Raw genomic sequence first — 26,088 nt, 5'->3', positions numbered from 1 at the left:
TCTACCGGGATTTATGAGCGATTTTACCGGTATATGCTTGACTGGGGAAAAGACACACCCGCCGATAACGGCGGGTGTGTGGTTTCGCGTGTTTACACCGCTTTGGAGATGCAGTCGAAGGCGAGCATGTATTTACGGACCGAGTCTTTGACGCCCTTCTTCACCACCGACATGAGGTGGATGTAGTTGGCATTAGGGCTCTTGAGCAATTCCGCTTTGAGCGTTTCAGCGGCCGCCTGCGACATGTCGGTGGCGACATTGATCTTTGATATGCCGGATACGATGGAATTGCGGTAGTCGTCCCGGCTGAGCCGCGATCCTCCGTGCATCACCAGAGGCACGTTGACGGCCTGGTTGAGTTCGCTCAGCCGCGAGAAATTCAGTTTGGGACTGCCGCGATAGGCGCCGTGGTTGTTGCCCACCGCCACCGCCAGGGCGTCGATTTTCGTTTTGTCCACGAAATCGGCGGCGATGTCGGGGGTGACGATGTTGTCGTCTTTGATATCCGTTTTACTATCGTTAAAACCAACATAGCCCAGTTCACCCTCGACGGAAATACCGAGAGTATGGGCTATGCGGGTAATATCTTTAGTTCTTTTGAGGTTTTCGGCCAAAGGCAGCGCCGATCCGTCGAACATCACGGAAGTGAAGCCCCAGCGGATGGCTTTCAGCACCCCTTCGTAGGTATGGCCGTGATCCAGGTGCAATGCGATGGGCACCGACGTTTTCTGAGCGGCCCGAACCATGGCGGCGCTCAAGGTGTCCACATCGACAAACTTGAAGAGGCGTTCGGGAATACCGAGGACCAGGGGAGTTTTGAGTTCTTCTGCTACCTCCATTACCGCGCTCAGTGTTTCGAAGTTGAATACGTTGAATCCGCCGACGGCATACTTCCTTCTCCTGGCGTCCTGCAGCAGTTCCCGCATAGTTACCAAGCTCAAGTTAAACTCCTCCCTTACAAATTGCTGTATACAGGCTGATTGTGTTATATGATATTCGCGCTTGCCGACAAAAAAACCTTCGGAATGTTCTAAAAAATTTGGATTATGTTTTGCACCCATTGTGTCCAGTTCTGCACGCGGTTATGCAACCCACAAGGTGGCGGTCGCCGCAATAATTAGGGCAGAAAAAAAGAAACCCCGGACACTGTCCGGGGTTGTGTTATCATTGTTTCGCAGCCTTGGCGGTGTCGACCAGTTTGGTAAACGCGCCGCTGTCGTGGATGGCGAGATCGGCGAGGATTTTGCGGTTGACCTGTACGCCCGCTATTTTCAGGCCGTTCATCAGCTGGCTGTAGGAGATGCCGTTGACACGGGCGGCAGCGTTGATACGGGCGATCCAGAGGCGGCGGAATTCGCCTTTCTTGGCCCGACGGTCGCGACGGGCGTAGTAGAGGGCCTTCATTACCGTTTCATTGGCTTTTTTGAAAAGCTTGCTCTTTGACCCGCGATATCCTTTGGCGAGTTTGAGAATCTTCTTGTGTCTTCTATGTGCAGTCACGCCTTTTTTAACCCTTGGCATGTTTTATACCCCCATTCAAAAATCGATAAATTATTTTTGTTATGCGTACGGAAGCATCTTGGAAACGCGGTCGTGGTCGGCCTTGCTGATAAGCCCGGCTTTGCGCAGGTTACGTTTGCGGGCCGGCGACTTCTTCTCCAGGATGTGGCTTTTGTAAGCTTTGGCGCGCTTGAATTCGCCGCTGCCGGTGATTTTAAACCGCTTGGCGGCGCTTCTGCGAGTTTTGATTTTCGGCATGTCAGTCTCCCCCTTAGTGTTGTTGCTGTTTTGCTGCGAGAATCATTATCATATTCTTGCCTTCAAGTTTGGCGTCGCGTTCAATGTTGGCGATATCCTTGAGTTCGCCCGCCAAACGGACAAGTACCTGACGACCTAATTCGGGGTGGGAAAGTTCGCGGCCCCTGAACATGACGGTCGCCTTTACTTTATCGCCATCCTGGAGGAAGCGCTGGGCATTTTTAAGTTTGACCTGAAAATCATGGTCCTCAATGTTGGGACGAACCTTGACTTCCTTTAGGGTGACGATCTTCTGCTTCTTCTTGGCTTCCTTTTCTCGCTTCTGCTGTTCGTATTTGTACTTGCCGTAATCCATGATCCGGCAAACCGGCGGCTTGGCGAGAGGAGCGACTTCCACCAGGTCAAGCTGTGATTCGGCGGCAATACGCAATGCCTCCCGAAGCACCATGACCCCTAACTGTTCGTTGTTGGCTGTAACGACCCTGACTTCTCTTGCGCGGATTTCTTCGTTGATCCGAAGGTTATCCTTACTAATCGCGGCACACCTCCTAATAATTCGTAACAAAATAAAAATGCGGATGGCATACACCACCCGCATAAAAAGCAATAATCAGCTTGGTTGCCTGACCTTACGAACAGCTATGCGTTGTAAGGTGAGAAGCGGATGGCCTCTACTTTAGAAAAATATTTTGTTTACTTAGTAATATTAGCATCACTGATCGGCAAAGTCAAGCGTGCGTTGCGGATAATATCAGGACTTGGCGACGATTTCGTCCATAACGCCGGCGATAAAGTCTGCCGCAGGCACGGAACCGATGTCGCCTTTGCCCCGCTGACGCACGGCTACGGTGCCGGTATCCTTCTCCTTGTCGCCGATAATCAGCATGTAGGGGACTTTCTCCATCTGGCCTTCGCGAATTTTATAGCCGATCTTTTCGTTGCGGTCGTCGATTTCGACGCGGATATTCTTGGCCTTCATCTGGGCCGCCAGGGTATGGGCGTATTCTATCTGACGGTCGGTTATCGGCAGGATCTTGACTTGGACGGGGGCGAGCCAGACAGGAAATGCCCCGACATAGTGCTCGATAAGAATGCCGATGAAGCGTTCGATGCTGCCGTAGCAGGTGCGATGGATCATAACCGGGCGGTGTTTCTGCCCGTCTTCGCCGACAAAGGTCAGGTCGAATTTTTCCGGCATCTGCATGTCAAGCTGGATTGTGCCGCACTGCCACGTCCGGCCGATGGAGTCGCGGAGATGGAAGTCGATTTTGGGGCCGTAAAAGGCGCCGTCGCCGGGGTTAATCTTATACACCATGCCGTATTCTTCGAGGGCTTCACGGAGGGCTTCGGTGGCCTCTTCCCAGACTTCGTCCGAGCCCATGGCTTTTTCGGGCTTTGTGCTGAGTTCGGCATGGTAGCTCATGCCGAAGGTGCCGTAGATTGTGTTGAAGAGATCGATAACACCCTTGATTTCGGACTTGATCTGCGAGGGCAGGCAGAAGATGTGGGCGTCGTCCTGGGTGAAGCTGCGTACGCGCATCAGGCCGTGGAGAGCGCCGCTGAGTTCGTGACGGTGAACGAGGCCGAGTTCGCAGGTGCGCAAGGGAAACTCGCGATAGCTATGGTGCTGAGACCGGTAGATAAGGATGCCGCCCGGGCAGTTCATGGGTTTTACGGCATAGCCTTCGTCGTCGATGGTGGTGAAGTACATGTTGTTTTTGTAGTGATCCCAGTGGCCCGATTGCTGCCAGAGCTTCTGGTGGAGAATGATCGGTGTCTTGATCTCCTGATAGCCGTATTTTACGTGTAGCTGGCGCCAGAAGTTTTCCAGTTCGTTGCGAACAATCATGCCCTTGGGGTGAAAGAAGGGGAAGCCCGGACCCTCGTCCTGAATGCTGAACAAATCAAGTTCGCGGCCAAGTTTGCGGTGGTCGCGCTTGGCGGCTTCTTCGAGCATCGTCAGATAGTCGTCAAGGTCGCTCTTCTTTTCGAAAGCGGTGCCATAGATGCGTTGGAGCATTTTGTTGTGCTGGTCGCCCCGCCAGTAGGCTCCGGCCAGACTTTGCAGTTTGATCGCTTTAACGCGGCCGGTGGAGGGAACATGAGGACCCGCGCACAGGTCGACAAATTCGCCTTGCTTATAGAGGGATATTGTTACGTCTTCAGGCAGGTCGCGGATGAGTTCCTGTTTGTAAGTCTCGCCCATTTCGCCGAATTGCTTGAGCGCCTCTTCCCTGCTTGTTTCCATGCGTTCGATGGGCAGATCGGCTTTAACGATTTTCTCCATCTCGGCCTGGATTTTCTCAAGGTCTTCAGGAACGAATGTGTGGGCGGTGTCGATGTCGTAGTAGAAACCGTTGGCTATCGACGGACCGATGCCGAGTTTGACGTTGCCGTACAGTCTTTTGACAGCCTGGGCAAGGATGTGCGAGGCGCTGTGCCGCAGCGCCTCTTTGCCCTCGGCATCCTCGAAGGTCAGAAATTCTACCTGAGCGTCTTGCTCTATTTTTTGCCGGAGGTCGACGGTTTGGCCGTTCACTTTGGCGGCGAGAGCGTTTTTGCCGAGATTGCGGCTTATTGATTCCGCCACTTCCTGCAGCGATGCCCCTGCGGCCGCTTCCCTCACTGCCCCGTCCTTCAGGGTAATTTTTACTTTGTCCACGTGTATTCCCCTTTCCACGATAAATAATAAAACCCCGTCCTCGTAGGGACGGGGTTGTTGCCCGCGGTTCCACCCTGATTGGCATTGGAAGCCCAGCTTGTTATACTATAACGGCGTCACCCGGCACAGCTTACTTTGTTCAGCCGCGCAGTTTGGAGGGGGTAACAGCAGGTGTCTGTAAAGGTGCTCTCAGCCACGGCACCTCTTCTCTGCAACGTCCGTACGCTGCCGTCTTGTCCTCCGCATTACTGTTCACAGTATTTAGTTAAGGTTATTATAGCCAGTTTGATGCTTACTGTCAATTCCTCTCCGTCTCGGGGATACCGATATTGCTGATGCACAGGCTACAGCCCCGGCATATGCTGACCCGTCCGGCAAATACTTTCTGGATGGTTTCCACGGCGGAGTGGGTTTTGCCAAGTTCGGACGAGAAGTGCAGCATGACGGTCTGCGGGGCGATCGTAATCAGGGCGCTGATCAAAAGATCCTCGTAGTTGATTTCCTCGTTCCCGATCATCAGGGATTCCAGGTATTGATTATGGATGTTCCTTCCGCGGGCATCCCGGATTTTGAAGGTGTCTCCGTCGCCGAGGACGATATGAACCTCATCAACCTGGGTTTCCTGCACATCGACGAAGTATCGGAGAACCCGGATGAATTCTTTGTATTCCATGTCGAGCATGTATTCGTCAACCGCCTTGTCCACGATCTCGGTCAGCCGGTCGTGGTAGTCCTTGAGGCGGAAGGAAATAAAGCCGTCCAGCACGAGTTCGTGATGGATGTCGAAGTATTCCTTGAGTTTGACCAGGATCCTATTACTGCGGTCAGTTAAGCCGAAATCGCCGCCTGGTTCGCCAAGCAGTTTCAGGGCATTGTCATAAATGGCTGCGCGCTCATGCTCGCCGAAGTAGTAATAGTTGTGGCTGATGATTTTACGGATAAGCTTTTTCTCTTCATAGACGACGATATGTTCTGCCAATATTTGGGCGACATAGGCTTTGAGCATGTTTTTGACGTGTTCATAGTTGCGAAAGGAAAGCTCCCCTTCTGCGATGTTACAGCCAAGAAAGGTATAATTCCCTTTGCTGCTCTCGTCGACCGCCACTCGAAACCCTTCCTGCACCAATGTCCGGCAGTCGCGCTGAAGCCTGGCCCGGACCTCGTCTGGGGCGCCGCTTAAGCCAAGAGAGAGTATCTTCACGTTTCTCACTCCCTTCGCTGTTATTATATGTGACCGGGATTGAAGGCATACGACAGCGATGGCGGCGGCGCGAACAAAATAAAAAAAGCAATCCCTGAGGGATTGCTTGCTTAGCCGTCGGGCACAGTCAAATTTTTGCCAGCTGCTCGTCGATGGCCTTGAGCCAGGCGTTGCGGTCACCCGGATCGACGATAACCTTGAGGCATTTGCCTGTTATGGTGGAAACGGCCAAGCCGTTCGGAATGATGAAAAAAGTCTTTTCGCCACGAACTTCTCTTATATGGGTGAGGGGTACTTCCTCTATGTACTTCCGGGTGATGTTCATGACGTAGCCGACAAATACCAGCCGTTCGCTGGTAAGATAGAAAGCGCCGGTAAACGCGCTGTCTTCAAGATGAAGACTGGCGTGGCCCTTTTTTATAATCTCTTCCGTGTCCGCTAAAGGAAAACTATACATGCTACCACCTCATCCAAAGAATTCGTCGTTTTATATTTTGTCCATCTGCTCATTAATCGCTTCGATCCATCTGTCGCGGTCATCGATATTGATGCGGAACCGCCGCCCGCGGATGGTGCTGATTTCAATCGCGTTCGCCAGCAGAACGAAGGTTTTCATCGCTTTTAGTTCCTCGATGTGTTCGAGGGGAACTTCTTCTTCTACAGTGCTGGTGATCGAAGTACGCTCGTACCCGATAAACACAAGCCGCTCGGTCGTTAAGTAAAGCGCCCCCAAACCGGCCTTTACGCCTATTTGCGCAAAACCGACGCCTTTCTTCAGAATGCTTTCGTTGTCGTTGAGTTTGAATACGTACATATTACTCCCCCCGCAACGACACCTTATTCGTCTGTTTCCCGGACCGCCATCGCGGCTACGAACACTTCTGCCAGGTAGGGGTCGAACTGAGCGCCGGCGCAACGCTTGATCTCGGCGAGGGCCTGGGTGTGCGTCATAGCAGCCCGGTAGGGCCTATCGCTGACCATCGCGTCATAGGCGTCCACAATGGCGAATACCCGACACTCGAGGGGGATCTTGTCTCCCTGCAGCTGCAGGGGATAGCCTTCGCCGTTCCACCACTCGTGGTGCTTTAGGATGAGTTCGGCGACAGGAGCAAGATTGGGGGTGGAAATGGCAATACGGTAGCCGATTTCGACGTGGCGCTGCATCATAATCCGCTCTTGCGCCGTAAGAGGACCGGGGTTTAAAAGAATGCTGTCGTCTATCCCCACCTTGCCAACATCGTGAAACTTGGCCAATAATTGCAGATCGTTCCTAGCTTTTTCGCTTAACCCGACTTTTTCGCCGAACAACGCAATCAGCCGCTCCATCCGGGCAGCGTTGTCCGCTGTAAACGAGTCGCGGGCTTCCATCGCTTTAGTAAGAGCGGCGAGCGTCGTGCTGCGGGCGTTTAAGTTGTGATTGAGTTTTTCGCGATACATGTTGTCGTCCGCTTCTTTGAACAGGGTGGCCATGTCAATGTTGGCCGAAGCGCCGGTGGCATAACCGATCGACACGCTGATCGGCATTTCGCTGTCGTCATTATGACGGACGATGGCGCTCCTGAGACCATGGCACAGTTTGGCGACGGTTTCCTGGTCGGTGACCGGCAGGATGGCGATAAACTCGTCGCCGCCAAAACGGTAAATAGCTGCATCGGCGGAAAAGTGCTCTTTCAGAATAGCGGCCACTTTGATCAGCAACTCGTCGCCGGCGTTGTGCCCCAGAGTATCGTTGACGAATTTCAGGCCGTCGACGTCGCAGACGACCAGGCTTACCGGCAGGCAGCCGGAATGAGCGAAGAAATCCAGGTCCTTTTCGAAACTGGCCCGATTTCGGAAGCCAGTCAGGTAATCGTGCAAACTTACAAAGTGTAGTTGCTCTTCGGCGCGCTTGCGGTCGGTGATATCCTGATGACTGCCGCGAAAACCGAGGAATTCGCCCTTATCGTTGAATACCTGGCGAGTTACGCAGTTTATCCAGCGGACGCTGCCTTCCTTGGTCACGATGCGAAACTCAAGGCTTCCGGATGCGGTATCGCCGAGTCTGCCGGTATATGCCTGCCATCTGGCCATGTCGCCAAAATATACGATGTCGTCAAGCAGGCGCGGGTGTGCATAGAAATCGCAATCTTGATACCCGGTGACCCGTTCGCAGTTGGGAGAAATGTAAAACATTTCGCCGGCTGGGCCGCGCCAAAACACCATATCGGAGGCAAACTCGGTAATGGTGCGGTATAGCTCTTCGCTTTTTTCCAGTGATGCGGCTTTGCCGTCAAGCTCACTGAGCATTTTGTTGAAAGCTGTGGACAAGGCGCCGATCTCATCGTTGGGAAATATGGCGCTGAAGCGCCGTTCCCCTTGATTGCCGCCGACTTTTTCGACGTGCCGGGTGAAGGCCACAAGCGGAGCGGTAAAATTACCGACGATGAACCAGATACCTATGAGAATGAGGAGAACTCCGGCAACGAGCGCGATAACGAAGTACTGCCTGGCCTTGATAATCGGATCATACACTTCCCTGATGGGATGATGGGCGGCCAAAATCCAGTTCGTCTTGGTCAGGTGCTTGAAGGTTGCCAGATGATGGACTCCACGGGAGCTTATGGTTTCTTCCGACCCCTCAAAGCCCTTGATTGCCTGGTCAAACAAATTGTTGACGCCGGGAGGAACGTCTCTTTTGAGGGTCCGTTCGGTATCGGGATGGATAATCATTGTCCGGTTAGTGTCATATAGGTACAAAAAACCCGTTTGGCCGAGCTTGGTACGGGTTAAAGTACCGAGAAAGTTGTCTTTTATCAGATCTAAACCGCCGGCGATTATACCGACAAGCTTTCCGTCGGCATCGTATATGGGGGCGGTGAGCATGATCGCGGGGTGACCATGAGATTGGCTGGAGATGTATGGCTCGCCGATGTATGGCTTGCCCAACTCCAGCGTTTTCTGGATGTATTCGCGGTGCGCGAAGCTCAGGCCGCGGCGTCCGGGCTCAAAAGGCGATTCGGCGATGATGTTGCCGGCAGGGGAAAAGAAAAAAATATGGTTATCGAATAATGAATTTAAGCCTGCCTTGGAGTCAAGGTATGCCTGGGCCTTGTCCGGATCGGCCAGCAATACCGGGTCGATCGATTTGCTGACCGCGATGAGGGCATTATGCACCGTTTCCAGCTTATTGTCGATTTCCTGCGCCATGCCGGAAATCAGGGTAAACTCCTGCTCGGCGATCGTTTTTTTGAATGTTGCTTCGAAATAGGAAAGGATATAAGAAGATGTTAATGTAGCGAGCAGGACCACCAGCAAGGAAACGGAAACGGCTATTTTTGTTTTCAGGCTGTTCATTCTCATGTACGTATCCTCAATGACGGTCATTTCGCTTACTGTTATGGCGTATCATTCTAATTCGAGCCAATTTCCGGCTTTCCTTCCTCAAGTGCTTCACCCCTGCCGAAAAAGCGGAATGACGGCAGGCGATACCAGCCGACATTCCGCTTGGAGAACAATATCACTACTTCGACCGCCCCGATGCGGACGACCGCGGAGGGAGACCCGGTCACTTGGCGTCTTCCGGTTTATTCCGACGCGCATTTTTGGCATTGGTTATTAACATGTATTGAGTTATCAACTGCTCGAGTTTTCGTATCCGGTGGATTACGGCAAGGCTGCTGAGATCGGTAAAGGCTAGTTCGCCTATTTTACGCCGCTCATCTTCGATCGAAAGGGCCAGCACTTTGGCGGTCTCAACCGCTGCGAGGGGTGGATACTGCGAATCGCGCCTCCCGGAAGGCGTTGTTTTATCGGTTCCAGCCATTGTATCACTTCCCGGAGAACAATTGAGCCGGTATGATTTGTCCGGCATTCCTTAGCCTCATGATTAAAATGCAACAAACGTGCCATCCCCTGTTTCTCTTGAATAGACGCCGTTGACAATCGCTTCAGCGAAAAAAACCGCACCTTTCGGTACACTTATCGGTACGTTTGTCCCTTCCGGTTCATCGATACTATTGGATGGGTTTTATGCTGGCGTTCAGATTGGCGATGCTGTTGGCCACAGCGATGATATTATTGAAGTTTGTGAGAGGATTCACGGTGAGTTGGATGAGAATGTCCTGGAGAATGAGCATGGTGAAAACGGCGACATAGTTGCCCGTTTTTATCGCGGCGCCTGGAGCAACCAGGGTTTGGTCGGCTTTCTGATCGAGGTCCTGCCTGTTCACGACGGCCCCCCTTTTTTTATTTAATCATATTCACGTTACGGCCCTGACAGGAGTAGCGGACAATAAAAAAACCTCCGGCATTAGCCGGAGGTTTTCGGTGGTGGGGTTAAACGGACTCGAACCGCTGGCCTCCTCGATGTCAACGATAAGATAGTGTATTTTTGCTGTAAATAAATTTATGTAAAGTGTAAAGAAATAGCGTACTTATTGACTTTATCAACTTTAGCTTATAGGAGGTCAAAACAAAGACCAAGGGCCGGGATTAGGAAATGGATTAGGATAAATCTGTAGCGAAAGCATCAACCGGGGCTTTTAACGCTTGGGCAATAATATATAAGTCGCTGGCCGAGAGACTGGCTCGCCCGTTCTCCCGACGCGTTAACCATCCTCTGGACTTACCGATTCTTTGGCACAAGGTTAACTGCGAAACATCGGATTGAAGGCGAAGAGTTACAATGTACTTACCAAGGTCGTCGTCCATCATGGTTATTCTCCTTTTTTGTCATTTTACCGGTATATCGGTCGCTTTCGTGCGACATGTCGGTGGAAATAATTATAAAACATTAGGTATAATCTGGCTAGTATGCAAATAGCTGGAGGGCCTAATGGATATTGCAAAACGCATATTACTATATTGTGATGCCTTAAACATATCCGTTAACCACTTAGCAGACATATCAGGCATAGCTCAATCTACACTTCAAAGTCTCGTCTCAGGTTCAACATCAACTACACAGCTCAGCACTATCGAAAAAATTTGCGATGGTCTAGGAATTACTCTGGAGGACTTTTTCCGAGATAGCAACGATTTGCCCATTGAAGCCCAACAAGAATTGAATCTATTTAAACAATACCTGAAGTGGAAATATAAAACCTGACAGAACAACCCGGTAAAAAGTCACCGGGTTTTTGTTTGGCATTTTGTCCGAACACACGTTCTATTATAATATACCTTTTTTTACTAAACAATACCTTGGCGAGTGTAACAATAGAAATACTTTTCGCCAAATTCCGCCTTATATCGCCACAACCTGGCACTTGTCCAATTATTTCCAAAGTGGTATGCTGTAGATAATTGGAAAACCATTGAGGGAGGTACCCCATGAAAAAGCATCTTAGTGTTTTGGCAGTTATTTTTGTGACAACCGCCATATTATCAGGGTGCGGCGGCAGCCCTACGACTTCCTCGCAGTCACCACAAGCGCAAAGCCAAAAGGCCGCAGAAAAGCCTAGTGTTAAAACATACAAACCCGGCCAGTACAAAGTAGGGGCCGACCTGCCTGCTGGTGAATATGTGGCCATTGCCGATGGCAACGGGTATATCGAAATTGCAAAGAATTCGACCGGGACGCTGGATAGCATCTTGGCGAATGATCTTTTCCAAAACAGGAGCATAATATCCGTATCTGACGGTCAATTCTTAAAAATCCAAAAATGCGTTCTGTATGCACTTAAAGATGCTCCAAAGGTAAAAGACGTGGGGGGATTCCTGCCACCAGGTATGTATAAAGTAGGCGTTGACTTGCCGGCGGGAGAATACAAGATCATTTCTGAGGCCCAGAACAGCTACATAGAGACAAGTCGTACTAGCCGCCATACTCTTGATGATATTATCGCTAACGACCTCTTCCAGGGTGACAAGTATGTTAATGTATCCAATGGGCAATACGTCAAATTCGTCGGTGCAAAAATAAAGGTTAAATAAAAAGGCCTGCCGTCGGGGCGCTTGTCTAGGACCAACATCCTATTTATTGAGCCCAGCATCCTATTTACCCGCCCATGTTTATCGGTTATGATAAAGACAATCCGTATATCGAACAAGGCCAGGAGATTATGCTCCTGGTCGCCTTTTTGCGCAATAAAAAACCCCGGCGCTGGCCGGGGGAATCGTCTAGGGCAGAGCAATCTGCCCTATTTTTTATGCCATTGGATCTCGTAGCCGATAATATCGGCGATCTCTACAGCCTCGTCATACCGAAGGCTGCCCCGTGTCAGCTTCTGGCTTAGGTTTTGTATGCTGCCTTCTTTGCCCCGCTCATTCAGCGCCTTGACGACTTCGGTCATTGTCATGCCGGACTCGACGATTTTTGCCTTGATGAAATTTGACATACCATCACCTCTAAAAACAGCATATCAAATGTTTTAAACTTTGTCGATAACTTTTTAAGAAAATAGTTAAAATATTAATTGACATCTTTAATTATTCAGTTTATAATTTAATCAAGCAATTAAATTGCATGACCGGCCACCCCGGCAGAAGGAGTGAGGACGATGTATAACAAGCACAAAAACGAAACCATCGTTTACCAGGTGATTATTGATAACAAGGTCTGCATCTCGTTCAATACGGACAAGAAACGGTCGGAATTCATGAAAAAAGTTGCGGCCGAAGGCAGAAGGAAAATAACTTATCTCTCACAAGTGGTTTACCCGGGGAGAAACGCTTTTCTTACATTCCAGATCGCAGAGTGACGCCGGCGCCGGCCGGCAAACCCGCCTGACGATGGCCTGCCGGGTACAGGCCGAAACGCCCACCAGGGCGTCGCGGGAACCCGCATCGAGGCTGGCGTGCATGCTGGCCCTTGACATAGATTGCTCTTTCAAAAACGAAAACGCCGCGCATGATTCGGGCTCACCCGTTTATTCAGCATGCGCACAAACGTAAAAAATCCCCCTGGCCGCAACCAGGGGGATTTCGTCGTCAGATAAGAAACTTGCAGGATTATGATATTCTTTGCCAAATATATGAAAAAGAAGCCGTCCCGAGACGGCAAAACTAAAAGGAGTGGTTATAATGTCGACACCCAGACCGACACCAAAACCCACGTCCCCCTCAGTGCCGGACCCTCGTAATATACCTGGTGGAGGAGCTAGACCTACAACTCCTCCGCCAAGCAATCCGGGTTAACTTGACCTGGCGGCCTACCCGGTGAGGTTGTTAACCATTCTTGGGGGAATTCGTGTTCGCGAATAATAGTATTGTTTGTAACATCGAGATAAACACCTAAAATTTTTTTCAGTGGATGCTCTATGCCTGTTGCTTTTACATAATTCATCCACTCTCGATAAGCAGGACGTTCTGCCACAAAGAATTCTAGTCTATCGGAGTCAGGCGAATTCCAACTTCGCAAAAATCCCATTGTAACAATCTTGCCATCCTTCTCGACAACCAAAAAGTGGTCCTTCTTATCATCAACAAATAGCCGATCAAAGAGCGATCCATTTAAAAAGATCTCATTGCCGCCCAACTTTTTATTAATCCAATTAAAGCCTTTCACAATTCTTTTTTCCAACACCAGTTGCCATGCGGCTCCAACAAGAACGCTGCAGATAAGAGAGACACAGAAAAACTTGATTAGAAATGACGGCGACTCAAACAATTTTTCGATACCCGCCCACGTCGCGCCGGGCGGTATTAGCCCTATCCATGACCACGAGGCGAAGATGACTGTAAGAAATAGTGCAAAAATGCTGTAGGTAAAATAGACCATTACTGATTCTAGTTCACCACGCTTTGGCGGCGAGTCGCCAAGCAGTTTAGCAACTGATTTAGCGATAAAACCAGGTGCTGCAAGCATTATTATAGCAAGATATTTTTCCATTCAATAACACCTCACCCTACACATCCATATTATAACAAATTAATTAGTAATTTCATATTAGCATTGCGAAGCCCCTGGCGTTAGCCGGGGGCTTCGTCGTTGATTTGCTTTACTGTTTTTTCTCTCCGGCCGCTTCTTCGGCCTGCCTCAAATGATGCTGTTTGGCCGAACACTGGAGTTCGATGTTTCCCCAGCCTTTATGGCCTTTCTCCATCCCGGTCTGATGAATACCGTAGACGGCGCCTTCAATGGCGTGCCGGTCAGAGCACTGGTCGAGCTTCGGGCATTTGTTGCCGTCCGCGCCACCGTGGCATGGATTGATGAACCCGTATGACATAATTGCACCTCCTTCCTTATTGGATTAGAAACTCCAGCCAGCGCCGATCCTGGCATGGCTGCCGTCGAATGTCGCTCCGGCCCCAACAGTAAATCCGGACTTATTCGTGTACTGGAACGATGCCCCCGGATGAACCCGCTTGTCCTTAATATCAATCACAGCATCCAGCAGCGCGGTTTTGTTCCTGGTCTTATCGATTGTCGGGATTTCCGCCTCGATGCGGATCGTAGTCGCCTGGGTTAACAGCATCATATTTTTATCGAATACGAACCGTTCGTCGTCGGCCTTGGTGAACCGGCCAGGCTTGCCATTGACCATGTAGATAAATTCGGGCTTCTCAAAAACAAATTTGCCGTCAAGTTTTGTGGCCTGCGTGGCGTTCGGATTATCCGGCGTCGGCGCCGGCAGGTAAACCGTTTCTCCCTTAACGTACTGCAACTGGGTTTTGGTCTCCGTCTTTACCGTCTCTTTTACCACAGGAGGCTTCGTTTTTTCGAGTGCCAGCTGAGTGCGAAGATCGCTCACCTGCCAGGTGTGCATCCCCCACGCGCCGAGACCGATGCCGACGACGAGGAAAACGATGCAGGCTATTGCTGATGCCCGCCAGGAGGGCGACAGGCCGGTCGAAAGGAACACGGGCGTCTCACCCACCTACGCCACCCCCAGAAACTGATCGACTGCCAGGGCGATGGCCTCCTGCTGCCGCTGTCGGAAGGTCGCGTCGTTGGCCAGCATCTCTTCGGTCGGGTTGGTGATGAACAGCAACTCGACGAGCACCGCCGGCATGGCGGCCACCGTGATGACGGTGAAGTTCTCTTCTTTGTCCGGATCTCCGTCAGACATATCCGGCCGGCCGTCAACCTCGGGCACCAGCGCCAGCATGTTGTTGTATATCAGCGTGGCCAGGTCATCGCTGCGAGTATGGCCGCTGGTGGTCCATACCTCGAAGCCGTGAGCACCGGCGCTGACAAATGCGTTGTAGTGGACGGACAAAAGGACGTCCGCGCCCCAGTCGTTGGCTTTCATCGCCCGTTTCGTCAGGCTTTCCATCTCGGCGTCCGGGCCGTAGCGGGTCAGCTCCACCTCGTGGCCGCGGCCGGCCAGGATGCGTGCGAGCTCCTCGCAGAAGGTCATGGCCATGACGGCCTCTTGGGTTCCGGCCTGGCCGATCGCGCCGGGGTCGACCGCTCCATCGTGGCCGGGGTCAAGCATTATTCTGGCCATTTGTCTGTCCCCCTTCCTGGTGCAGATCCGGGGTACCGGTTACCTGCTGCACCTTTCGAATAAACGCCACTTCGGTGTCGATAATCCAGCCAATGATTGCACTCGGCAGGAATACCCGCTTCCACCCGAGCACCTGCTGAAGCTGGATCATGGCCATCGACCGCTTCGTCGGGTTCTCCATGTTGTCGCAGGCCCGGTCGATTTCATAGATGATCTTGTCCAGCTTGTCCTTGAACGGCCCGGGCGGCAGGCCGTTCTCACGAACGAATTTGCCAGCCAGGTGAACGACCAGCACCAGGACGTTGATGGCTACAAAAACGATGAGCAGCGCCCACGCCAGGTGCTGCTCAAGCCAGGTAAGTATTTCGGTGATGATCTCCATATCGACCTCCTACTTGTTCCTTTCCTTCCATACCCTTCTGATCTTCAGGGCGAGGTAGCATATTCCGAAGACTGTGTATACTATCGTGACGACGCACATCCACTCTTGCAGCGTAAACCACCCGAACCTCGCTCCTGCTGTGACAACTACCGGCGGCGCAATTTTGGCCAGCTCGCTACCGACGCTTTCGTGGTTCATCCTCCCACCCCTTTCCTACTATTCCGGCAGCACCAGCGGAACGTTAGCTTGCAGCTCATCAATCAGTTCTTCCGCCGTCGGAACGTTCGTCCTGGCGCCCGTCGTGATTGCGTCAAGCTGGTCATAGCAGTATTGCCACGCCCGAGACCGCCACGCGCGAAACGCCTGCCCCTCTGCCTGGAATTTCGGCACGGCAGGTTCGTCGGCGTATGTTACGGCGCTTTTGATATCGTCGTAGCCCAACGCCTGGGCGGCTGCGTCCATGTTAGCCTGTACCACATTGATAAGGCTTCGCTTTATTCCTTCTGCCCTCTCCTCCGGTGTCGGGCCGGGCGGGGTGTATGCCACGATTTGACCGGCGGCCACATCCACCCGGCGCCGGCCGGGGTTGGCGATGCAGTCGGCATGGGTTGCATCGTCAATGTCAATAAACGGCTCCGGGATACTGGCATAGCCAACACCGTCGGGGTAAAATCCGAGAATATTGCCGCTTGAATCATGATGTACCTTTACCATGTCCCTCTCCCCCTATTCGCCTATCGCCAAATAGAAATAGTTTGCGGATGCACTTGTATCCGCAATATGCTTTACGGTCGCCTGTGAGGCTGAAAGAGCTGTGACCTGTAAGCTGGTAGCCGTGGTACCAATATCTCCATTAATACACGGGAAAAAACCGCGACATGCGGTTGGAAATGCCATAGGGAAAGTAACAGTCGCGGGAGTATTATGCGTTAGCGACCCAGTCGTTCCCCATTGTAAAATCTTACCGCCGGGCAGTTTTTGGTACCCCGAGGCACCCGCGGTGTTGGCGAACTGACCGAAATGAACGGCGTCGCCGATGGTCGTGCCGTCTGCTAGTCCGGTTACCTTGTTGCTGTCCATGGCGATGGCACCGGACATTGTGCCGCCGGCCAGGGGGAGATACAGCCCCAGCATCTCCAGCATGGTCGCCAGTGAAACGAACACCGCCGCTTCGTTGATGGTCGCCGTCACCGTCGCCGAGCTACTGATAGCCACCACGATATCGACGACCTGCTCGACTACAACAGCCCCGCCGCCGGCCGGCAGGTAATCGCATTGGCTGCCTGCGTTGGCTACCGAGTACAAGACCTCACCGTCATCCGGATCGGTGCCGAACAGGCCGACCTCGCGCACAAAAAAGCCGGTCACAAGACCGGTATTTGTGAGCGTTCCCCTCACCCGCCAGGTACCGTCCTCCAGGGACGTAACCGATTCAATATTGACAACCAGCTTCGGGCTTACCAGGTCGGTCAGTGCCTCCAGAGTACCCCCCACGGGCAACGTGCCGTCGCCCAGCTTAATTTTCGTAAATGCGAGCGTCGCCCCAGCCTGAACCTTGGTCTGCAGGGTAACGCCCTTGGTCGTCATAGTCATACCGTTAAATGCCATCACGACACCTCCAAACTCAGTATTTTACCGCTATGCAGCGCGCCTCCAAAATACGTCGGCCCAGTGACCGATTCCATAGTGAACGCAACCGGGTACAAGGTCAGAGTTTTGCCGAAAACCTGCGCTGCCCCAAAATAGACGGCGCCCGACCACGTCCGCCGGATCGTCACGCTCTCCAACCAGGAGCGCTCGTTTTTGACAGCCAGAATCAAACTAAAAAGACGATCATAAACCGTCTCATCGGAAATTATCTCGTCCGTTTCGACCTTGAACTTGTACGGATCGCCGCCGTATTCAAACCATTCGGAGACAACGCCACTCGATAAAACTGTCGACACCATTTCCTGTACAACGCCGGGGGTACCTTTCCGCCGGTGCCAGGCTATCGACTGCCTGACAAGCTCACGCTTTTTCGCGATCGGCAGTGCCGAATCGTAGAAATCAACGTGCCACTGCCAGGCCAGCAGGGCGACGACCGCCTCGACCAGTTCGTTTAGACGCGGCAGGTGCAGTCCCTGATTTATGTCGGCCACCAGCAGCTGCATCTCCTCGTCTATCGCTTCGGCGATGGCCTGAATATCCTCATCGCCCAGAAGGTTTGGCGGCAGTATGTCGGCCATCTTCACGGATTGAAGAATCTTAGCCATCCTCAAAACCTCCGAATGCCGCCGCGACGGTACCAGCGACGGCCACCTGGGATTTTAGCAGCGGGGTGTATGCCGGCGACGCTATCAGCACCCGTTTGGCCCCCGCGTTGACCATGCGCCTGTTAAGCTCCGACGGGTTGATATCGCGGCCTAGCTTTGATTTCTGCCAAAGCCCCCAGTCCGCCACAGCCTGCTCCACAGCCACCTGAATGGTCGCTGCTACTGTGGAGTTGTCGCTGTCGATCCAGTACGTCGCGTCGACGTCGTAAGACACAACCGTAGGCGCGAGCACGCTGACAAGGTCGGTCAGCGGCCGCACCGATTTGTCGTTGCAGGTGGCTGTCACTGCGTCCAGAATCTCCTGGCCGGGAATTTCGCCGCCGCTCAGCAGGGGGCGGATTTCGACCGTGCCGGGCTCAGGGGAGATAACCGAGACATCGACGATCAGCGCCGACGCTTTTTTCGCATGGTATTCGTAAGCGCCGCCGGGGCCGGCCGTCGAAAACGACTCCGGTGCCAGCCTGATCCGTTCGCGGTAAGCGTCGTCGCTTTCGATGTCAGCGCCGCCCTCGCTGGTGGTTGTGTTCGTCACCGACGCCACCCATTGGATGGGGTCGACGATCTTGTTGATCTGGCTGGGAGCATAATCATTCCCCTTCGCGCCGTTTTCGGTGCAGGCGGCGTCGACGTCGACGTACGTCTGGCCGGCCGGGATGGTCGCCGTCGCCGTGGTGGCAAACAGCAGGTTTTCCCCAGGGGTCGCCCTGGTGCCGGCCGGTATGATTACCGCCCCGGCCTGGGCAGCAGACAACGTAAACCGCAGCGTCACGGTCGCGGCGGCCGCCTGAAGGCGATCGGTGCCGACCAACACGCCCAGATGATCCTCGTTGTCTCCGGCGGTATACGCCAGGAGATTCTGCTTGCCAGTGTAGTCGATCTCGTTGCGGATCTGGGCGAACATAAACGCCACAGCCTCCAGCAGCAGCCTCACCGGGTCGCCCGGGTACAGGGTTTTGCCCGTTTTCTCCTTGTACTTCGCAATAAGCGCCGCCTCGGTCACCGCGGCCGAGCGCTCAGCGAAAGTAATCTGAGGCAAGTTTTTAAACTCCACTGACGATCCTCCCCCTCACTGTCGGCCGGAGTACGCCGTCGATGGCGTTGCCGTCATACAACACCCTTGTCACCCGAAAACGGGGCTCGTATTTATGCACAGCGGCGATGACCTTCGCGGTCAGTTTCGCCTGCGCGACCGGCAGGGGTTCGTCCAGCATGGTGGCGTCCAGGCCGAAAAGCCGGTCGAGGGGTACGCTGTAAATCGGCGTAGTCAAGATGGTCCGGACGTTCTGGAGGATTTCCTTCACGCCAGTGGCGCCGAAGTCGATTTTGTCCAGCGTCGCCGTCACGTCGAATTCGCTCACCCAGATTCCTCCTCTCCGCTCGCCGCTGCGGCGCTGGCGTTGGTAGCCGTGGCGGTCGCGTCAGAATCGCGCGGGTACTCCTGGAGGTCGATGTCGATTCTCGCAAACAACAGGTTGCCCTTATTGTCGAGCTGTACCCATTCTTCGGAAACCTCTTCAATTACCCACAGGTTTTCGCTCGCGGCCGCGCCGCCGATAACTAGTTCCAGGGGATCGCCTTTGTCTCGAAGCTCGCGAAGCTTCTTGATTTCGTTCAGCGGGTTAAGGCCCGCAGACACGGAAAAAAACATCGTAAATCCGATGCTTTCCAGGCCTGGCCCGATAAATTCCTTAACCGGCTTTTTCCCGAGAACATCATGGGTAGCGAATCTGGCGCTGCCGCGCCGCCGCAGCCTATGAAAAGTGCGGATCTTTTCCGTTGATACTTCGAAGGCGATATCGCCCAAAGTCCCTAATGCCAAACTACGCACCTCCCGACGGCGGCCCGGTCTGGGTGCCGATGCTCTCCGGATGCACATGCTGCTTCAGGCTTATCCCGTCGGCGATCACGTCGCCGGTCACGTTGACGTTGCCACCGGCGACGATGTTAACCGTGCCGGTGCCGCATTTTATGTCCAGGACATGGGTCTCGCGGTCATATGATACGATGGTACCGTCGGAGAACCTGACGCTTCGCACGTTGACGTCAGCGTGTGGCGGGGGGTTCCCCTGGCGGTAGAACGCGCCGAGGCAAAACCCGGACGACACTCCATTCGGCAAGAATACGCAAACGACGTCTTCGCCCACGTCCATGGGCTTGATGTCCTTATTTCCCTTGGTGTTCGGCACGATAACCGGCAGCCAGTCGCTGACCAGGCCGTCCTCGTCCTCGAAGGCGACGCGGACTCGATCGGCGGCGACGCCCGACACCACGCCGTAGCGCACGAATTTGAAGTTACTTGTCATACCACTTCCGCCTCCGTGTCCGCTTGCGGGCCTTCTTCTCGATGACAATGGTCTTGGCTTCGTTCAGGGCGTACTCCATGGTTTTGTGGATGTCGATGGCAACGGTGTAGCCGTTCAGGGAATGCTGCGCGCGGGTGACGTAGTATTTGCCGTCAAACGATCCCCACCCCTTTACCAGGACGGTCACCCCGCCAACCAGGCGGACGTCGCCGACGAGAGTCAGACTGGCCATGTTCTCCTTGCAGTTTTTCTCCCGCAGACGCTTCCTGGCCAGGACCTTGCCCTCCTCGGCATCCTCGACACGCTCGTTGATCTTGAGCAGTTGGCCGGTCGCCGGCGCGTTCGGCGGCTCATAAATATGCTTGAATGTCTGGCCGGTCGACGGATCCTTGTACTGAACGACGCAGGCTCGGTAGATGTCGCGGCTGCGCGAGTTGAACCGGTACCGGAGGACGTTGCTTTTTCCCTTCTCGATGGTCATCACGGGGTCCTGGGCTTCCATCTGCTCCTCGTCAAAAATAACGATGTTGTCGTTGGTCACCTTTAGCGCCAGCCCGGCCTTCTCGCAGCATTCGAGCAAAAACGCCAGGTCAGACTGTTCCGTCTGGTCCCGGCGCTTATATAGCGGATTGTATTCCGCCAGGTATTGCAGCCCCATCTCGGCTTTGGCGGCCATGTCCTGGGCGATGTTGCGGAGGCGGATGTTCTCCCATGCACGGGTATTCTCCTCGCCTCTCAGGGCCGCTGAGACGGCCGCGGAAACCGCCTTGACTGTCACGATGTTGGGCGGTCCGGCCATTTCGAAGTCATCTATTTCGAAGAAGCCGCAGTCGAGTTTTTCGCGACTGCCCTCGCCGTTGAAATTGAGCGCCGTCAGCTGCGCCGAAATCGTATCGCCTTTCTCCGGTACCCAGCCGTTTGCCCAGAGCTGTTCGCGATCTTCCAGCGTGATCTGCAGATCGTCGGCCTGGCCGCTGGAGTTGTCGGTGTAGGTCAGGGAGAGCAGGAACCGGGCGATGTCGCTGGATACTTTCGTGTGATTATAGGTCAGGCTGACTTCCACGCGCCGGGACTCCACCTACTCCACGCCCCTTTTCCACGGGGGGACACTGCTGGGGATGGCCGAGACCGACCTGGTGGGGACGGTCAAAAGCACCCCGGCCGCGAAGATGACGGTGTTACGGTGTGCCGGGTTGGCTTCGATGAGCGTCGACATACTCTTTTCGGTGCCATAGACTTTCAGGCTTATGATGTCCCAGGCGTCGCCCTGGACGGTCGTGTATGTGCTAGGCATAGCTGAGCCGCCTCGCTTCCTGCATCATGTCTTCCCACATACGACGGAATTTTGCCCGCTCATCGTCGAGTACCTTTTGCACATCCGACGCCTTCGCGCTGTCGCCCACTTGGATGACCGGTGCAAACGTGGCGGTAAAAGTACCGCCGCCGCCCGCCGACGCGCCCAGCATCTCCCCCGTTTTCTGCCACAGCCCCAGCGACCGGCTACTGCCGTCGATAGGGATTGCAGATTCCGGTACCCCTGCCTCGGCGAGCAGACCGACGTGTGGCCGGGAGAATATCCCGCCGGCGGCGTGGGGGATAACCGGGATGTCGCCGACTCCGCCAGCGACGGGCATACTGACCGGGACGTTTATGCCGGCGCCGAATAAGTTTTTGAGGTTGTTCCACTTTTCTTCAAGCCAAGAAATTACCGTGTCCCAGTTCTTGTATAGCGCCCAGCCGGCAGCGATCAGGGCCGTAACGCCAATTATAACGAGCCCGATGGGATTAGCTGCCATGGCCGCGTTTATCAGCCACTGAGCGGTCGTCCAGGCCCGCGTCGCGATGATGGCTGCCCTGGAAGCAATGACCGTGCCGTCGATGGCTGTCCTGCCCAAGAACATCCATTTATAAAACGTAATCATCGGCGCCAGTATTGTTGCTGCCGCAAGCCCCATGCCCCACCAGGCAGCGCTCAGGGTAACGGCCCCCGCGGCAATCGCGCCCAGCGTACCGACTAGACCTGCATTATTCTCAACCCATGGCATGAGGCGATCACCTACGAGACTGTTGGCCGCATCAAGAATGGGTTTCAGCTTCTCGGCCAGCGGGCCGCCTAATGCAGCCACAAGATTTGTTACGGTACCGGCAAGACTATCCCAGGTGTTCGTCATAGTCTTTAGCTGCTCGTTTACCCGTTGTTCGAGGCTTGCCTGTTTTGCCGTTTTCGCAAGCAACGCATCATATCCGGCTCGTCCTTTTTCAAGCATAATGTTAACGGTTTGCAACACTTCGGCGTCGTCGCCAAACAATTCCTTAATGACACCCACTCGTGTAGTGGTGTCGAGTGTCGACAGCTTCTCCATTTGCGTGAAGAAATTGTCCAGTCCTGCAAATTCGCCCCGCTCATTCGTAAATTTCAGCGACATACCGAATTCCGCCAAAGAGTCATTGGCCTTCCCGAGCTTCTTCTCGTCGAAACCGGCCCGGAAAACTTTGCCGAGAGAGTTGCCTGCGGAACCGCCCTCCATGCCGACTTGCGTCAGCATCGCAAGCAGTGTACCGTAAGCATTCGCTCCGTCCAGACCCTGCGCTTTCAGTACAGACATCGTAGGCCCGAATTTTGAAAACGCCTGGTTGAGGTCGTCGGCTTTAACGCCGAGATTCGTTAGTCGCTGGACCGTGTCCATAAATTTCATCATGTCGGCGTCGGCCGTCCCGGTTGACTTCTGCATTTGCGCAGCGAAGAGGCCAGCCGTTTCGTAGGGAAGTTTCAATTGAACCCCGAGGTAGGCGGCTGCCTGACCGACACCGCCCAGGATTTGCTCCGCTGCAATGCCATTTTGAAGCATCACCCGGAACAAATCGTGAAAGTCGCTCGTGGTCCCCGGTAATTTATTACCGAGTTCGACGGCCAAACTATTGATTTTCGCAAAGCTCTCTCCCACGCTTCCCGTGGAGTCCATCATTGCGGCTTTTAACGCTGTAGCGCTCTGTTCGGCTTTAGCAAACGCTAGCACCGGCGCCGCCACAACGGCGCCAGCAGCTGCCGATCCGGCCAATCCTGCGACCGCTTGCCCACGGAAGTTCTTTAGCCGGCTCTGCATCACCTCTGCCTTGGCCAGTTTCGTCTGCAGCTGTTCGGCCTTATAGAGCTGCGCGGTCAGTTTCTCATAACTTGCCGCATACTCCAGGGTGGAAACGATACCTTTCCGCTGCTGCATCTCCAGTTCGCGCATCGCCGCCCGGGTGCTCTTGACGTTGGTCTGCAGGGTGGACAATTGCTGCGACGCACCGGAGAAGGTGCTGCTGAACGAACTGCCGAGCCTAGCGGCGAGGTTGAAGGCTATTTCGTAAGTTTTACTGGCCATTCGGCACCATCCTTTCTAACGGGTCGGCTTTTCGCACGCGACCTTAATCGATGCGTCTACCCACTGCGCCAGCTCCAATATCGGTGTGTTGAACCAGACCGTGGCCGGAGTATACGTCGCCTTGGCCAGTCGGACACACACGACTCTGAGCAACGAGCCGGGGTCTCCCGCGGGAAGGTCTATGCTAATAAAAAATTTTGCACCGCCGTTTTCACCGCCGTGAAATCCTTGGCGGGAAGGGAGAGGATCATGTCGACGGGTACCTTAGCGGCCTTGGCGGCCACGACGGCGAGGTAAACGGCCGAAAACTCCTGCACCTGCCCCGCGTCCCCCAGAAGACGCGCCTCCCGAGAAGCGTCGACAAGGTCTTTGCCAGTCAGGCCGTCGAGGTCGATCTTCAGGTCCTTGTACTCCTTACCTTCGAAAGTGTGGGTTTTGCCAAACTTAATGTTCATGTTCACAGCCCTTTCGTAAAGTAGGGGCCCCGTTTTTACGGAGCCCCCCTTTTTCTTAAACCAGACCCAGCGCCGATCGGACGTCGGCGAGCACATCCACGCCGTCAATCTTGGCGATGTAGTTGTACTTGTCGATCTCGATGACGTCCGCGCCGTCGATTGAAACCTTGATGTAGGACACCTCTAGCTCGTTGCTGCTCTCCATCGGTGCGCCGACGTCAAACTTGCCCAGCGAGGTTTTCTTCGGGGTAGCCCGTATGGCCACCCTGATCGGCACGACCTTGTAAACCCCGGCTGCCGCATCCATCACCTGGACTGCCCCACGGAGATCCAACGCATGAACCTCCTGCCGCGACAGGAAGGCGATTGGCTTGACCAGCGTCCGCCAGTTCAGTACGAGCGTCATGCTGCCGTAATGGCCAAGGACGGGACTGTCAACCTCACCGGCGATTCCGGCGCCCTTGATCGTCTCGGTCATGGCCTCCAGATCGGGCAGCTGAACATCCGCAGTCCCCACCAGGTCCACGCCGTCACGATAAACCCGGTAGGAGATGAGTTTTTCAGGTACCTGATTCATCTCTTATCCCCCTTCCTATTCCCCAAACAGCGTGGCCAGGTAAGCCGGATCGTATTCGAGAATGAAGTCAATTTCCCTCGCCGGCCCGGGCGGCGTCACGTAAACGTGGAACCGGATTATCCCGTCCATCAGGTCGGTGGTCGGGTTTTCCTCGGCCAGAACCGCAACTCTGCCACCGAGGATGATGCCGCGGGCGGCGAGACCGTTCAGCCAGATGTTGTTCGAATCGGTGACGGTTTCGACGAGCCGCCGGTTCATGGGGTTGTCGACCTTCTGCCAGTAGGTCAGAATCAGCGTGTTGGCGATCCAGTTGAACATGCGCTTGATGGGGATAAACGCATCTTTCGGGTCGGTCACGCCCGGGTAGCAGCCAGTACGGTTGCCCCAGGCCTTCCAGCCGCCGATGAAATTGAGAGCCGTCACGATGCCCTCGCCGTTTAGGTAGGCCGCCTGCTCGGGGCCGAGCGACACTTCGGTGCCGTCCGCCAGCACCGCGCCGTTAGCCTGGAGGGACTTGTTCGACGGGCTGACATACGGGATATCGTCGTTGGCGGCATCGGTTTTGCACATGATGCCGGCCAGCTGGGTGGAGAGGTGATACTGCTTGGTGCTTAGCTTGACCTGGGGCCAGCAGGCGATTTCCAGCGGGTCGACATAGTTGTTGGTAGTCTTCCATGCGGGGACCTCGCTGTAGAGGTCGGCGCCCGTGCTGGTGCTGTCGATATCGACGACCGCGATGGCCTTGAAATGGCTGTTGATGTTGCCGGCCTTGGCCTTCATGACCGCCTCGACCTCGGGGTCGTGCGACCATCCGGGCGCCAAGATCATGCCCGGAACCAGTCGGAACAAGGGGAACACTTTGTTGACGAGCTCCAGGCCCTCGGGCGCGCCGGTGGTGCCGTCGATGCCGCCGATGATATCGTCCTTGTCGACGGCGGACGGGTCGAGCTTGTCGTAGGTTACAACCAACGACGTGGTATCGGTCGTGATGGCGCCGTCGGCGATGCGGGTGATGAGAACCTTCCCGTCGTCATCGAAAGCGGCGGTGTAATCAGTGTTTTTGATGAGCGGCTGGCCGGCTTCGGTGAGCTTGACGACCAGCGAGCTGAGCAGGATGCCAAGATCGGTCAGCGTCTTCTGCCCGGCAACCAGCACCGCGGCAGAGTTGGTGACCGCAGTTTTGTGGGTAGCGCTGTCCAGGACGTTGACGAAAACGACGGGCGCTACGCCGAAAAGGGAGAAATGCGAATTCATGAACTCACATAGGGTGTAGTTGGCCCAGTCGTCGGAATAGCCGAGGGCGGCTACAGCCTCGGCGTAGGTGTAACAGAGCACCGGGGTGTTGACCGCTGCCGGCGCCGTCGCCAGGTTGACCGGCGCCGTGCCGAACACGACCGGCAAGCCAGCGCTGGTGCGCACGGGCGGCAGGATCGAGGTGGGGATTTCGGATGCGTACACACCGTGTTTATAGGCCATTTATTTACTTACCTCCTTTTCTGAGATAGTCGAGAACCTGGCCATAGGCGATATGCGCGGGACTGCCGGTAACGGCCAGATCTTTCTGCGTAGCCGCCAGGCTGCTGACCGGCACACAAAGCGCCTTGATCGCCGGGCATTTTTCGATAAGCCGGTCCAGGTGAGCCGGCAACTTGCCCTTGAAAACGGTGTGCTGCTGCAGCGCTCCGCCTGGGATATT

Annotated in this window: 36 protein-coding genes and 1 other annotated feature; of the genes, 2 read left to right on the top strand and 34 right to left on the bottom strand. The window is 54.4% G+C overall.

Features of this window, described 5'->3' with window-relative positions; all coding sequences use genetic code 11:
• Nucleotides 1-92: 92 nt before the first annotated feature.
• The 13 genes from RIN56_00180 to RIN56_00120 form a co-directional block, all read right to left on the bottom strand.
• Nucleotides 93-941, bottom strand: coding sequence for a class II fructose-bisphosphate aldolase (locus tag RIN56_00180; GenBank protein MDR7865196.1), 849 nt, complete (start codon nt 939-941; stop codon nt 93-95).
• Nucleotides 942-1,164: 223 nt separating this feature from the next.
• Nucleotides 1,165-1,521, bottom strand: coding sequence for a 50S ribosomal protein L20 (rplT, locus tag RIN56_00175; GenBank protein ID MDR7865195.1), 357 nt, complete (start codon nt 1,519-1,521; stop codon nt 1,165-1,167).
• 39 nt (nt 1,522-1,560) lie between these two features.
• Nucleotides 1,561-1,758 (bottom strand): 50S ribosomal protein L35, encoded by a 198-nt coding sequence (gene rpmI / locus RIN56_00170; protein MDR7865194.1) that lies wholly within the window; start codon nt 1,756-1,758, stop codon nt 1,561-1,563.
• A gap of 13 nt (nt 1,759-1,771) precedes the next feature.
• The gene (infC, locus tag RIN56_00165) at nt 1,772-2,356 is read right to left on the bottom strand and encodes a translation initiation factor IF-3 (GenBank protein ID MDR7865193.1); all 585 of its coding nucleotides are present in this window, start codon (nt 2,354-2,356) and stop codon (nt 1,772-1,774) included.
• Nucleotides 2,319-2,441: a sequence feature (ribosomal protein L20 leader region), on the bottom strand. Its footprint overlaps the gene before it by 38 nt.
• 68 nt (nt 2,442-2,509) lie before the next feature.
• The gene (gene thrS / locus RIN56_00160) at nt 2,510-4,420 is read right to left on the bottom strand and encodes a threonine--tRNA ligase (GenBank protein ID MDR7865192.1); all 1,911 of its coding nucleotides are present in this window, start codon (nt 4,418-4,420) and stop codon (nt 2,510-2,512) included.
• 298 nt (nt 4,421-4,718) lie between these two features.
• Nucleotides 4,719-5,621 carry a putative sporulation protein YtxC gene (ytxC, locus tag RIN56_00155; protein MDR7865191.1) on the bottom strand — a complete coding sequence of 301 codons (903 nt, stop codon included), beginning with the start codon at nt 5,619-5,621 and terminating at the stop codon, nt 4,719-4,721.
• Between the two features lie 127 nt (nt 5,622-5,748).
• Nucleotides 5,749-6,078, bottom strand: a complete 330-nt coding sequence (locus RIN56_00150) for a hypothetical protein (protein ID MDR7865190.1) — start codon at nt 6,076-6,078, stop codon at nt 5,749-5,751.
• A 30-nt stretch (nt 6,079-6,108) separates the two neighbouring features.
• Nucleotides 6,109-6,435 (bottom strand): GRAM domain-containing protein, encoded by a 327-nt coding sequence (locus RIN56_00145; protein ID MDR7865189.1) that lies wholly within the window; start codon nt 6,433-6,435, stop codon nt 6,109-6,111.
• Between the two features lie 23 nt (nt 6,436-6,458).
• Nucleotides 6,459-8,960: a diguanylate cyclase gene (locus RIN56_00140; GenBank protein MDR7865188.1), complete on the bottom strand. Its 2,502-nt coding sequence runs from the start codon at nt 8,958-8,960 to the stop codon at nt 6,459-6,461.
• 50 nt (nt 8,961-9,010) lie between these two features.
• Entirely contained in the window at nt 9,011-9,169 is a 159-nt protein-coding gene (locus RIN56_00135; protein MDR7865187.1) for a hypothetical protein, read from the bottom strand.
• On the bottom strand, nt 9,166-9,423 hold the full coding sequence (locus RIN56_00130; protein ID MDR7865186.1) for a hypothetical protein: 258 nt from the start codon (nt 9,421-9,423) through the stop codon (nt 9,166-9,168). The genes RIN56_00135 and RIN56_00130 overlap by 4 nt, the downstream gene beginning before the upstream one ends.
• A 190-nt stretch (nt 9,424-9,613) precedes the next feature.
• The gene (locus RIN56_00125; protein MDR7865185.1) at nt 9,614-9,829 is read right to left on the bottom strand and encodes a hypothetical protein; all 216 of its coding nucleotides are present in this window, start codon (nt 9,827-9,829) and stop codon (nt 9,614-9,616) included.
• Nucleotides 9,830-10,103: 274 nt separating this feature from the next.
• Nucleotides 10,104-10,313 (bottom strand): helix-turn-helix transcriptional regulator, encoded by a 210-nt coding sequence (locus RIN56_00120; GenBank protein ID MDR7865184.1) that lies wholly within the window; start codon nt 10,311-10,313, stop codon nt 10,104-10,106.
• Nucleotides 10,314-10,434: 121 nt separating this feature from the next.
• Between RIN56_00120 and RIN56_00115 the strand changes: the two genes are divergently transcribed.
• Both RIN56_00115 and RIN56_00110 read left to right on the top strand, forming a co-directional pair.
• Entirely contained in the window at nt 10,435-10,707 is a 273-nt protein-coding gene (locus RIN56_00115) for a helix-turn-helix transcriptional regulator (GenBank protein ID MDR7865183.1), read from the top strand.
• Nucleotides 10,708-10,931: 224 nt separating this feature from the next.
• Nucleotides 10,932-11,534, top strand: a complete 603-nt coding sequence (locus RIN56_00110; protein ID MDR7865182.1) for a hypothetical protein — start codon at nt 10,932-10,934, stop codon at nt 11,532-11,534.
• 206 nt (nt 11,535-11,740) lie between these two features.
• On the opposite strand, the gene RIN56_00105 is transcribed toward RIN56_00110, so the two are convergent.
• From RIN56_00105 to RIN56_00005, 21 genes are all read right to left on the bottom strand, one after another.
• Nucleotides 11,741-11,938 (bottom strand): DUF6471 domain-containing protein, encoded by a 198-nt coding sequence (locus tag RIN56_00105; protein ID MDR7865181.1) that lies wholly within the window; start codon nt 11,936-11,938, stop codon nt 11,741-11,743.
• A gap of 767 nt (nt 11,939-12,705) precedes the next feature.
• Nucleotides 12,706-13,431 carry a hypothetical protein gene (locus RIN56_00100; protein ID MDR7865180.1) on the bottom strand — a complete coding sequence of 242 codons (726 nt, stop codon included), beginning with the start codon at nt 13,429-13,431 and terminating at the stop codon, nt 12,706-12,708.
• Nucleotides 13,432-13,540: 109 nt separating this feature from the next.
• Complete coding sequence (locus RIN56_00095) at nt 13,541-13,768, bottom strand: hypothetical protein (GenBank protein MDR7865179.1); 228 nt, start codon at nt 13,766-13,768, stop codon at nt 13,541-13,543.
• Between the two features lie 24 nt (nt 13,769-13,792).
• Nucleotides 13,793-14,419 (bottom strand): hypothetical protein, encoded by a 627-nt coding sequence (locus RIN56_00090; GenBank protein ID MDR7865178.1) that lies wholly within the window; start codon nt 14,417-14,419, stop codon nt 13,793-13,795.
• Nucleotides 14,420-14,992 (bottom strand): N-acetylmuramoyl-L-alanine amidase, encoded by a 573-nt coding sequence (locus RIN56_00085; GenBank protein ID MDR7865177.1) that lies wholly within the window; start codon nt 14,990-14,992, stop codon nt 14,420-14,422. It lies immediately after the preceding gene.
• Nucleotides 14,973-15,374, bottom strand: coding sequence for a hypothetical protein (locus RIN56_00080; GenBank protein ID MDR7865176.1), 402 nt, complete (start codon nt 15,372-15,374; stop codon nt 14,973-14,975). The genes RIN56_00085 and RIN56_00080 overlap by 20 nt, the downstream gene beginning before the upstream one ends.
• Before the next feature lie 9 nt (nt 15,375-15,383).
• The gene (locus RIN56_00075; protein ID MDR7865175.1) at nt 15,384-15,572 is read right to left on the bottom strand and encodes a hypothetical protein; all 189 of its coding nucleotides are present in this window, start codon (nt 15,570-15,572) and stop codon (nt 15,384-15,386) included.
• A gap of 18 nt (nt 15,573-15,590) precedes the next feature.
• On the bottom strand, nt 15,591-16,088 hold the full coding sequence (locus RIN56_00070; protein ID MDR7865174.1) for a hypothetical protein: 498 nt from the start codon (nt 16,086-16,088) through the stop codon (nt 15,591-15,593).
• Nucleotides 16,089-16,100: 12 nt separating this feature from the next.
• Nucleotides 16,101-16,982 (bottom strand): phage tail protein, encoded by an 882-nt coding sequence (locus RIN56_00065; GenBank protein MDR7865173.1) that lies wholly within the window; start codon nt 16,980-16,982, stop codon nt 16,101-16,103.
• Entirely contained in the window at nt 16,982-17,629 is a 648-nt protein-coding gene (locus RIN56_00060; GenBank protein MDR7865172.1) for a phage tail protein I, read from the bottom strand. The genes RIN56_00065 and RIN56_00060 overlap by 1 nt, the downstream gene beginning before the upstream one ends.
• Nucleotides 17,622-18,740, bottom strand: a complete 1,119-nt coding sequence (locus RIN56_00055; protein ID MDR7865171.1) for a baseplate J/gp47 family protein — start codon at nt 18,738-18,740, stop codon at nt 17,622-17,624. Before RIN56_00055 ends, RIN56_00060 begins: the two co-directional genes overlap by 8 nt.
• Nucleotides 18,730-19,047 (bottom strand): hypothetical protein, encoded by a 318-nt coding sequence (locus RIN56_00050; GenBank protein MDR7865170.1) that lies wholly within the window; start codon nt 19,045-19,047, stop codon nt 18,730-18,732. The genes RIN56_00055 and RIN56_00050 overlap by 11 nt, the downstream gene beginning before the upstream one ends.
• Complete coding sequence (locus tag RIN56_00045; protein MDR7865169.1) at nt 19,044-19,508, bottom strand: phage tail protein; 465 nt, start codon at nt 19,506-19,508, stop codon at nt 19,044-19,046. Before RIN56_00045 ends, RIN56_00050 begins: the two co-directional genes overlap by 4 nt.
• Before the next feature lies 1 nt (nt 19,509).
• Entirely contained in the window at nt 19,510-19,992 is a 483-nt protein-coding gene (locus RIN56_00040) for a phage baseplate assembly protein V (GenBank protein ID MDR7865168.1), read from the bottom strand.
• Nucleotides 19,982-21,070: a contractile injection system protein, VgrG/Pvc8 family gene (locus RIN56_00035; GenBank protein ID MDR7865167.1), complete on the bottom strand. Its 1,089-nt coding sequence runs from the start codon at nt 21,068-21,070 to the stop codon at nt 19,982-19,984. Before RIN56_00035 ends, RIN56_00040 begins: the two co-directional genes overlap by 11 nt.
• Nucleotides 21,071-21,286, bottom strand: coding sequence for a tail protein X (locus RIN56_00030; protein ID MDR7865166.1), 216 nt, complete (start codon nt 21,284-21,286; stop codon nt 21,071-21,073).
• On the bottom strand, nt 21,279-23,360 hold the full coding sequence (locus RIN56_00025) for a phage tail tape measure protein (protein MDR7865165.1): 2,082 nt from the start codon (nt 23,358-23,360) through the stop codon (nt 21,279-21,281). The genes RIN56_00030 and RIN56_00025 overlap by 8 nt, the downstream gene beginning before the upstream one ends.
• A 179-nt stretch (nt 23,361-23,539) precedes the next feature.
• A complete protein-coding gene (locus RIN56_00020; GenBank protein ID MDR7865164.1) occupies nt 23,540-23,815 on the bottom strand; it encodes a phage tail assembly protein in 276 nt (91 codons plus the stop codon).
• A gap of 55 nt (nt 23,816-23,870) precedes the next feature.
• On the bottom strand, nt 23,871-24,392 hold the full coding sequence (locus tag RIN56_00015; GenBank protein ID MDR7865163.1) for a phage major tail tube protein: 522 nt from the start codon (nt 24,390-24,392) through the stop codon (nt 23,871-23,873).
• Nucleotides 24,393-24,407: 15 nt separating this feature from the next.
• A complete protein-coding gene (locus RIN56_00010) occupies nt 24,408-25,868 on the bottom strand; it encodes a phage tail sheath family protein (GenBank protein MDR7865162.1) in 1,461 nt (486 codons plus the stop codon).
• 4 nt (nt 25,869-25,872) lie between these two features.
• Nucleotides 25,873-26,088, bottom strand: a 216-nt coding sequence (locus RIN56_00005) for a hypothetical protein (GenBank protein ID MDR7865161.1), incomplete at its 5' end; no start/stop codon positions are given.

This window comes from Sporomusaceae bacterium (genome assembly GCA_031460455.1).
Lineage (GTDB): Bacteria > Bacillota > Negativicutes > Sporomusales > UBA7701 > Anaeroselena.
Note: the sequence above shows the minus strand (reverse complement) of the source record. Positions and strands in the feature narration are given on the sequence as shown.

Excerpts from the sequence above, each read along its gene's own strand:
- RIN56_00120 (MDR7865184.1), bottom strand. The coding sequence starts at position 10,313 with ATGATGGACGACGACCTTGGTAAGTACATTGTAACTCTTCGCCTTCAA.
- RIN56_00040 (MDR7865168.1), bottom strand. The coding sequence starts at position 19,992 with ATGACAAGTAACTTCAAATTCGTGCGCTACGGCGTGGTGTCGGGCGTC.
- RIN56_00010 (MDR7865162.1), bottom strand. The coding sequence starts at position 25,868 with ATGGCCTATAAACACGGTGTGTACGCATCCGAAATCCCCACCTCGATC.
- RIN56_00145 (MDR7865189.1), bottom strand. The coding sequence starts at position 6,435 with ATGTACGTATTCAAACTCAACGACAACGAAAGCATTCTGAAGAAAGGC.
- RIN56_00080 (MDR7865176.1), bottom strand. The coding sequence starts at position 15,374 with ATGGAGATCATCACCGAAATACTTACCTGGCTTGAGCAGCACCTGGCG.
- RIN56_00020 (MDR7865164.1), bottom strand. The coding sequence starts at position 23,815 with ATGAACATTAAGTTTGGCAAAACCCACACTTTCGAAGGTAAGGAGTAC.
- RIN56_00140 (MDR7865188.1), bottom strand. The coding sequence starts at position 8,960 with ATGAGAATGAACAGCCTGAAAACAAAAATAGCCGTTTCCGTTTCCTTG.
- rpmI (MDR7865194.1), bottom strand. The coding sequence starts at position 1,758 with ATGCCGAAAATCAAAACTCGCAGAAGCGCCGCCAAGCGGTTTAAAATC.
- RIN56_00025 (MDR7865165.1), bottom strand. The coding sequence starts at position 23,360 with ATGGCCAGTAAAACTTACGAAATAGCCTTCAACCTCGCCGCTAGGCTC.
- RIN56_00100 (MDR7865180.1), bottom strand. The coding sequence starts at position 13,431 with ATGGAAAAATATCTTGCTATAATAATGCTTGCAGCACCTGGTTTTATC.
- RIN56_00075 (MDR7865175.1), bottom strand. The coding sequence starts at position 15,572 with ATGAACCACGAAAGCGTCGGTAGCGAGCTGGCCAAAATTGCGCCGCCG.
- RIN56_00015 (MDR7865163.1), bottom strand. The coding sequence starts at position 24,392 with ATGAATCAGGTACCTGAAAAACTCATCTCCTACCGGGTTTATCGTGAC.
- RIN56_00065 (MDR7865173.1), bottom strand. The coding sequence starts at position 16,982 with ATGGCATTTAACGGTATGACTATGACGACCAAGGGCGTTACCCTGCAG.
- infC (MDR7865193.1), bottom strand. The coding sequence starts at position 2,356 with ATGCGGGTGGTGTATGCCATCCGCATTTTTATTTTGTTACGAATTATT.
- RIN56_00060 (MDR7865172.1), bottom strand. The coding sequence starts at position 17,629 with ATGGCTAAGATTCTTCAATCCGTGAAGATGGCCGACATACTGCCGCCA.
- RIN56_00095 (MDR7865179.1), bottom strand. The coding sequence starts at position 13,768 with ATGTCATACGGGTTCATCAATCCATGCCACGGTGGCGCGGACGGCAAC.
- RIN56_00030 (MDR7865166.1), bottom strand. The coding sequence starts at position 21,286 with ATGCCTAGCACATACACGACCGTCCAGGGCGACGCCTGGGACATCATA.
- RIN56_00130 (MDR7865186.1), bottom strand. The coding sequence starts at position 9,423 with ATGGCTGGAACCGATAAAACAACGCCTTCCGGGAGGCGCGATTCGCAG.
- RIN56_00150 (MDR7865190.1), bottom strand. The coding sequence starts at position 6,078 with ATGTATAGTTTTCCTTTAGCGGACACGGAAGAGATTATAAAAAAGGGC.
- RIN56_00110 (MDR7865182.1), top strand. The coding sequence starts at position 10,932 with ATGAAAAAGCATCTTAGTGTTTTGGCAGTTATTTTTGTGACAACCGCC.
- rplT (MDR7865195.1), bottom strand. The coding sequence starts at position 1,521 with ATGCCAAGGGTTAAAAAAGGCGTGACTGCACATAGAAGACACAAGAAG.
- RIN56_00085 (MDR7865177.1), bottom strand. The coding sequence starts at position 14,992 with ATGGCCAGAATAATGCTTGACCCCGGCCACGATGGAGCGGTCGACCCC.
- RIN56_00105 (MDR7865181.1), bottom strand. The coding sequence starts at position 11,938 with ATGTCAAATTTCATCAAGGCAAAAATCGTCGAGTCCGGCATGACAATG.
- RIN56_00070 (MDR7865174.1), bottom strand. The coding sequence starts at position 16,088 with ATGGTAAAGGTACATCATGATTCAAGCGGCAATATTCTCGGATTTTAC.
- RIN56_00115 (MDR7865183.1), top strand. The coding sequence starts at position 10,435 with ATGGATATTGCAAAACGCATATTACTATATTGTGATGCCTTAAACATA.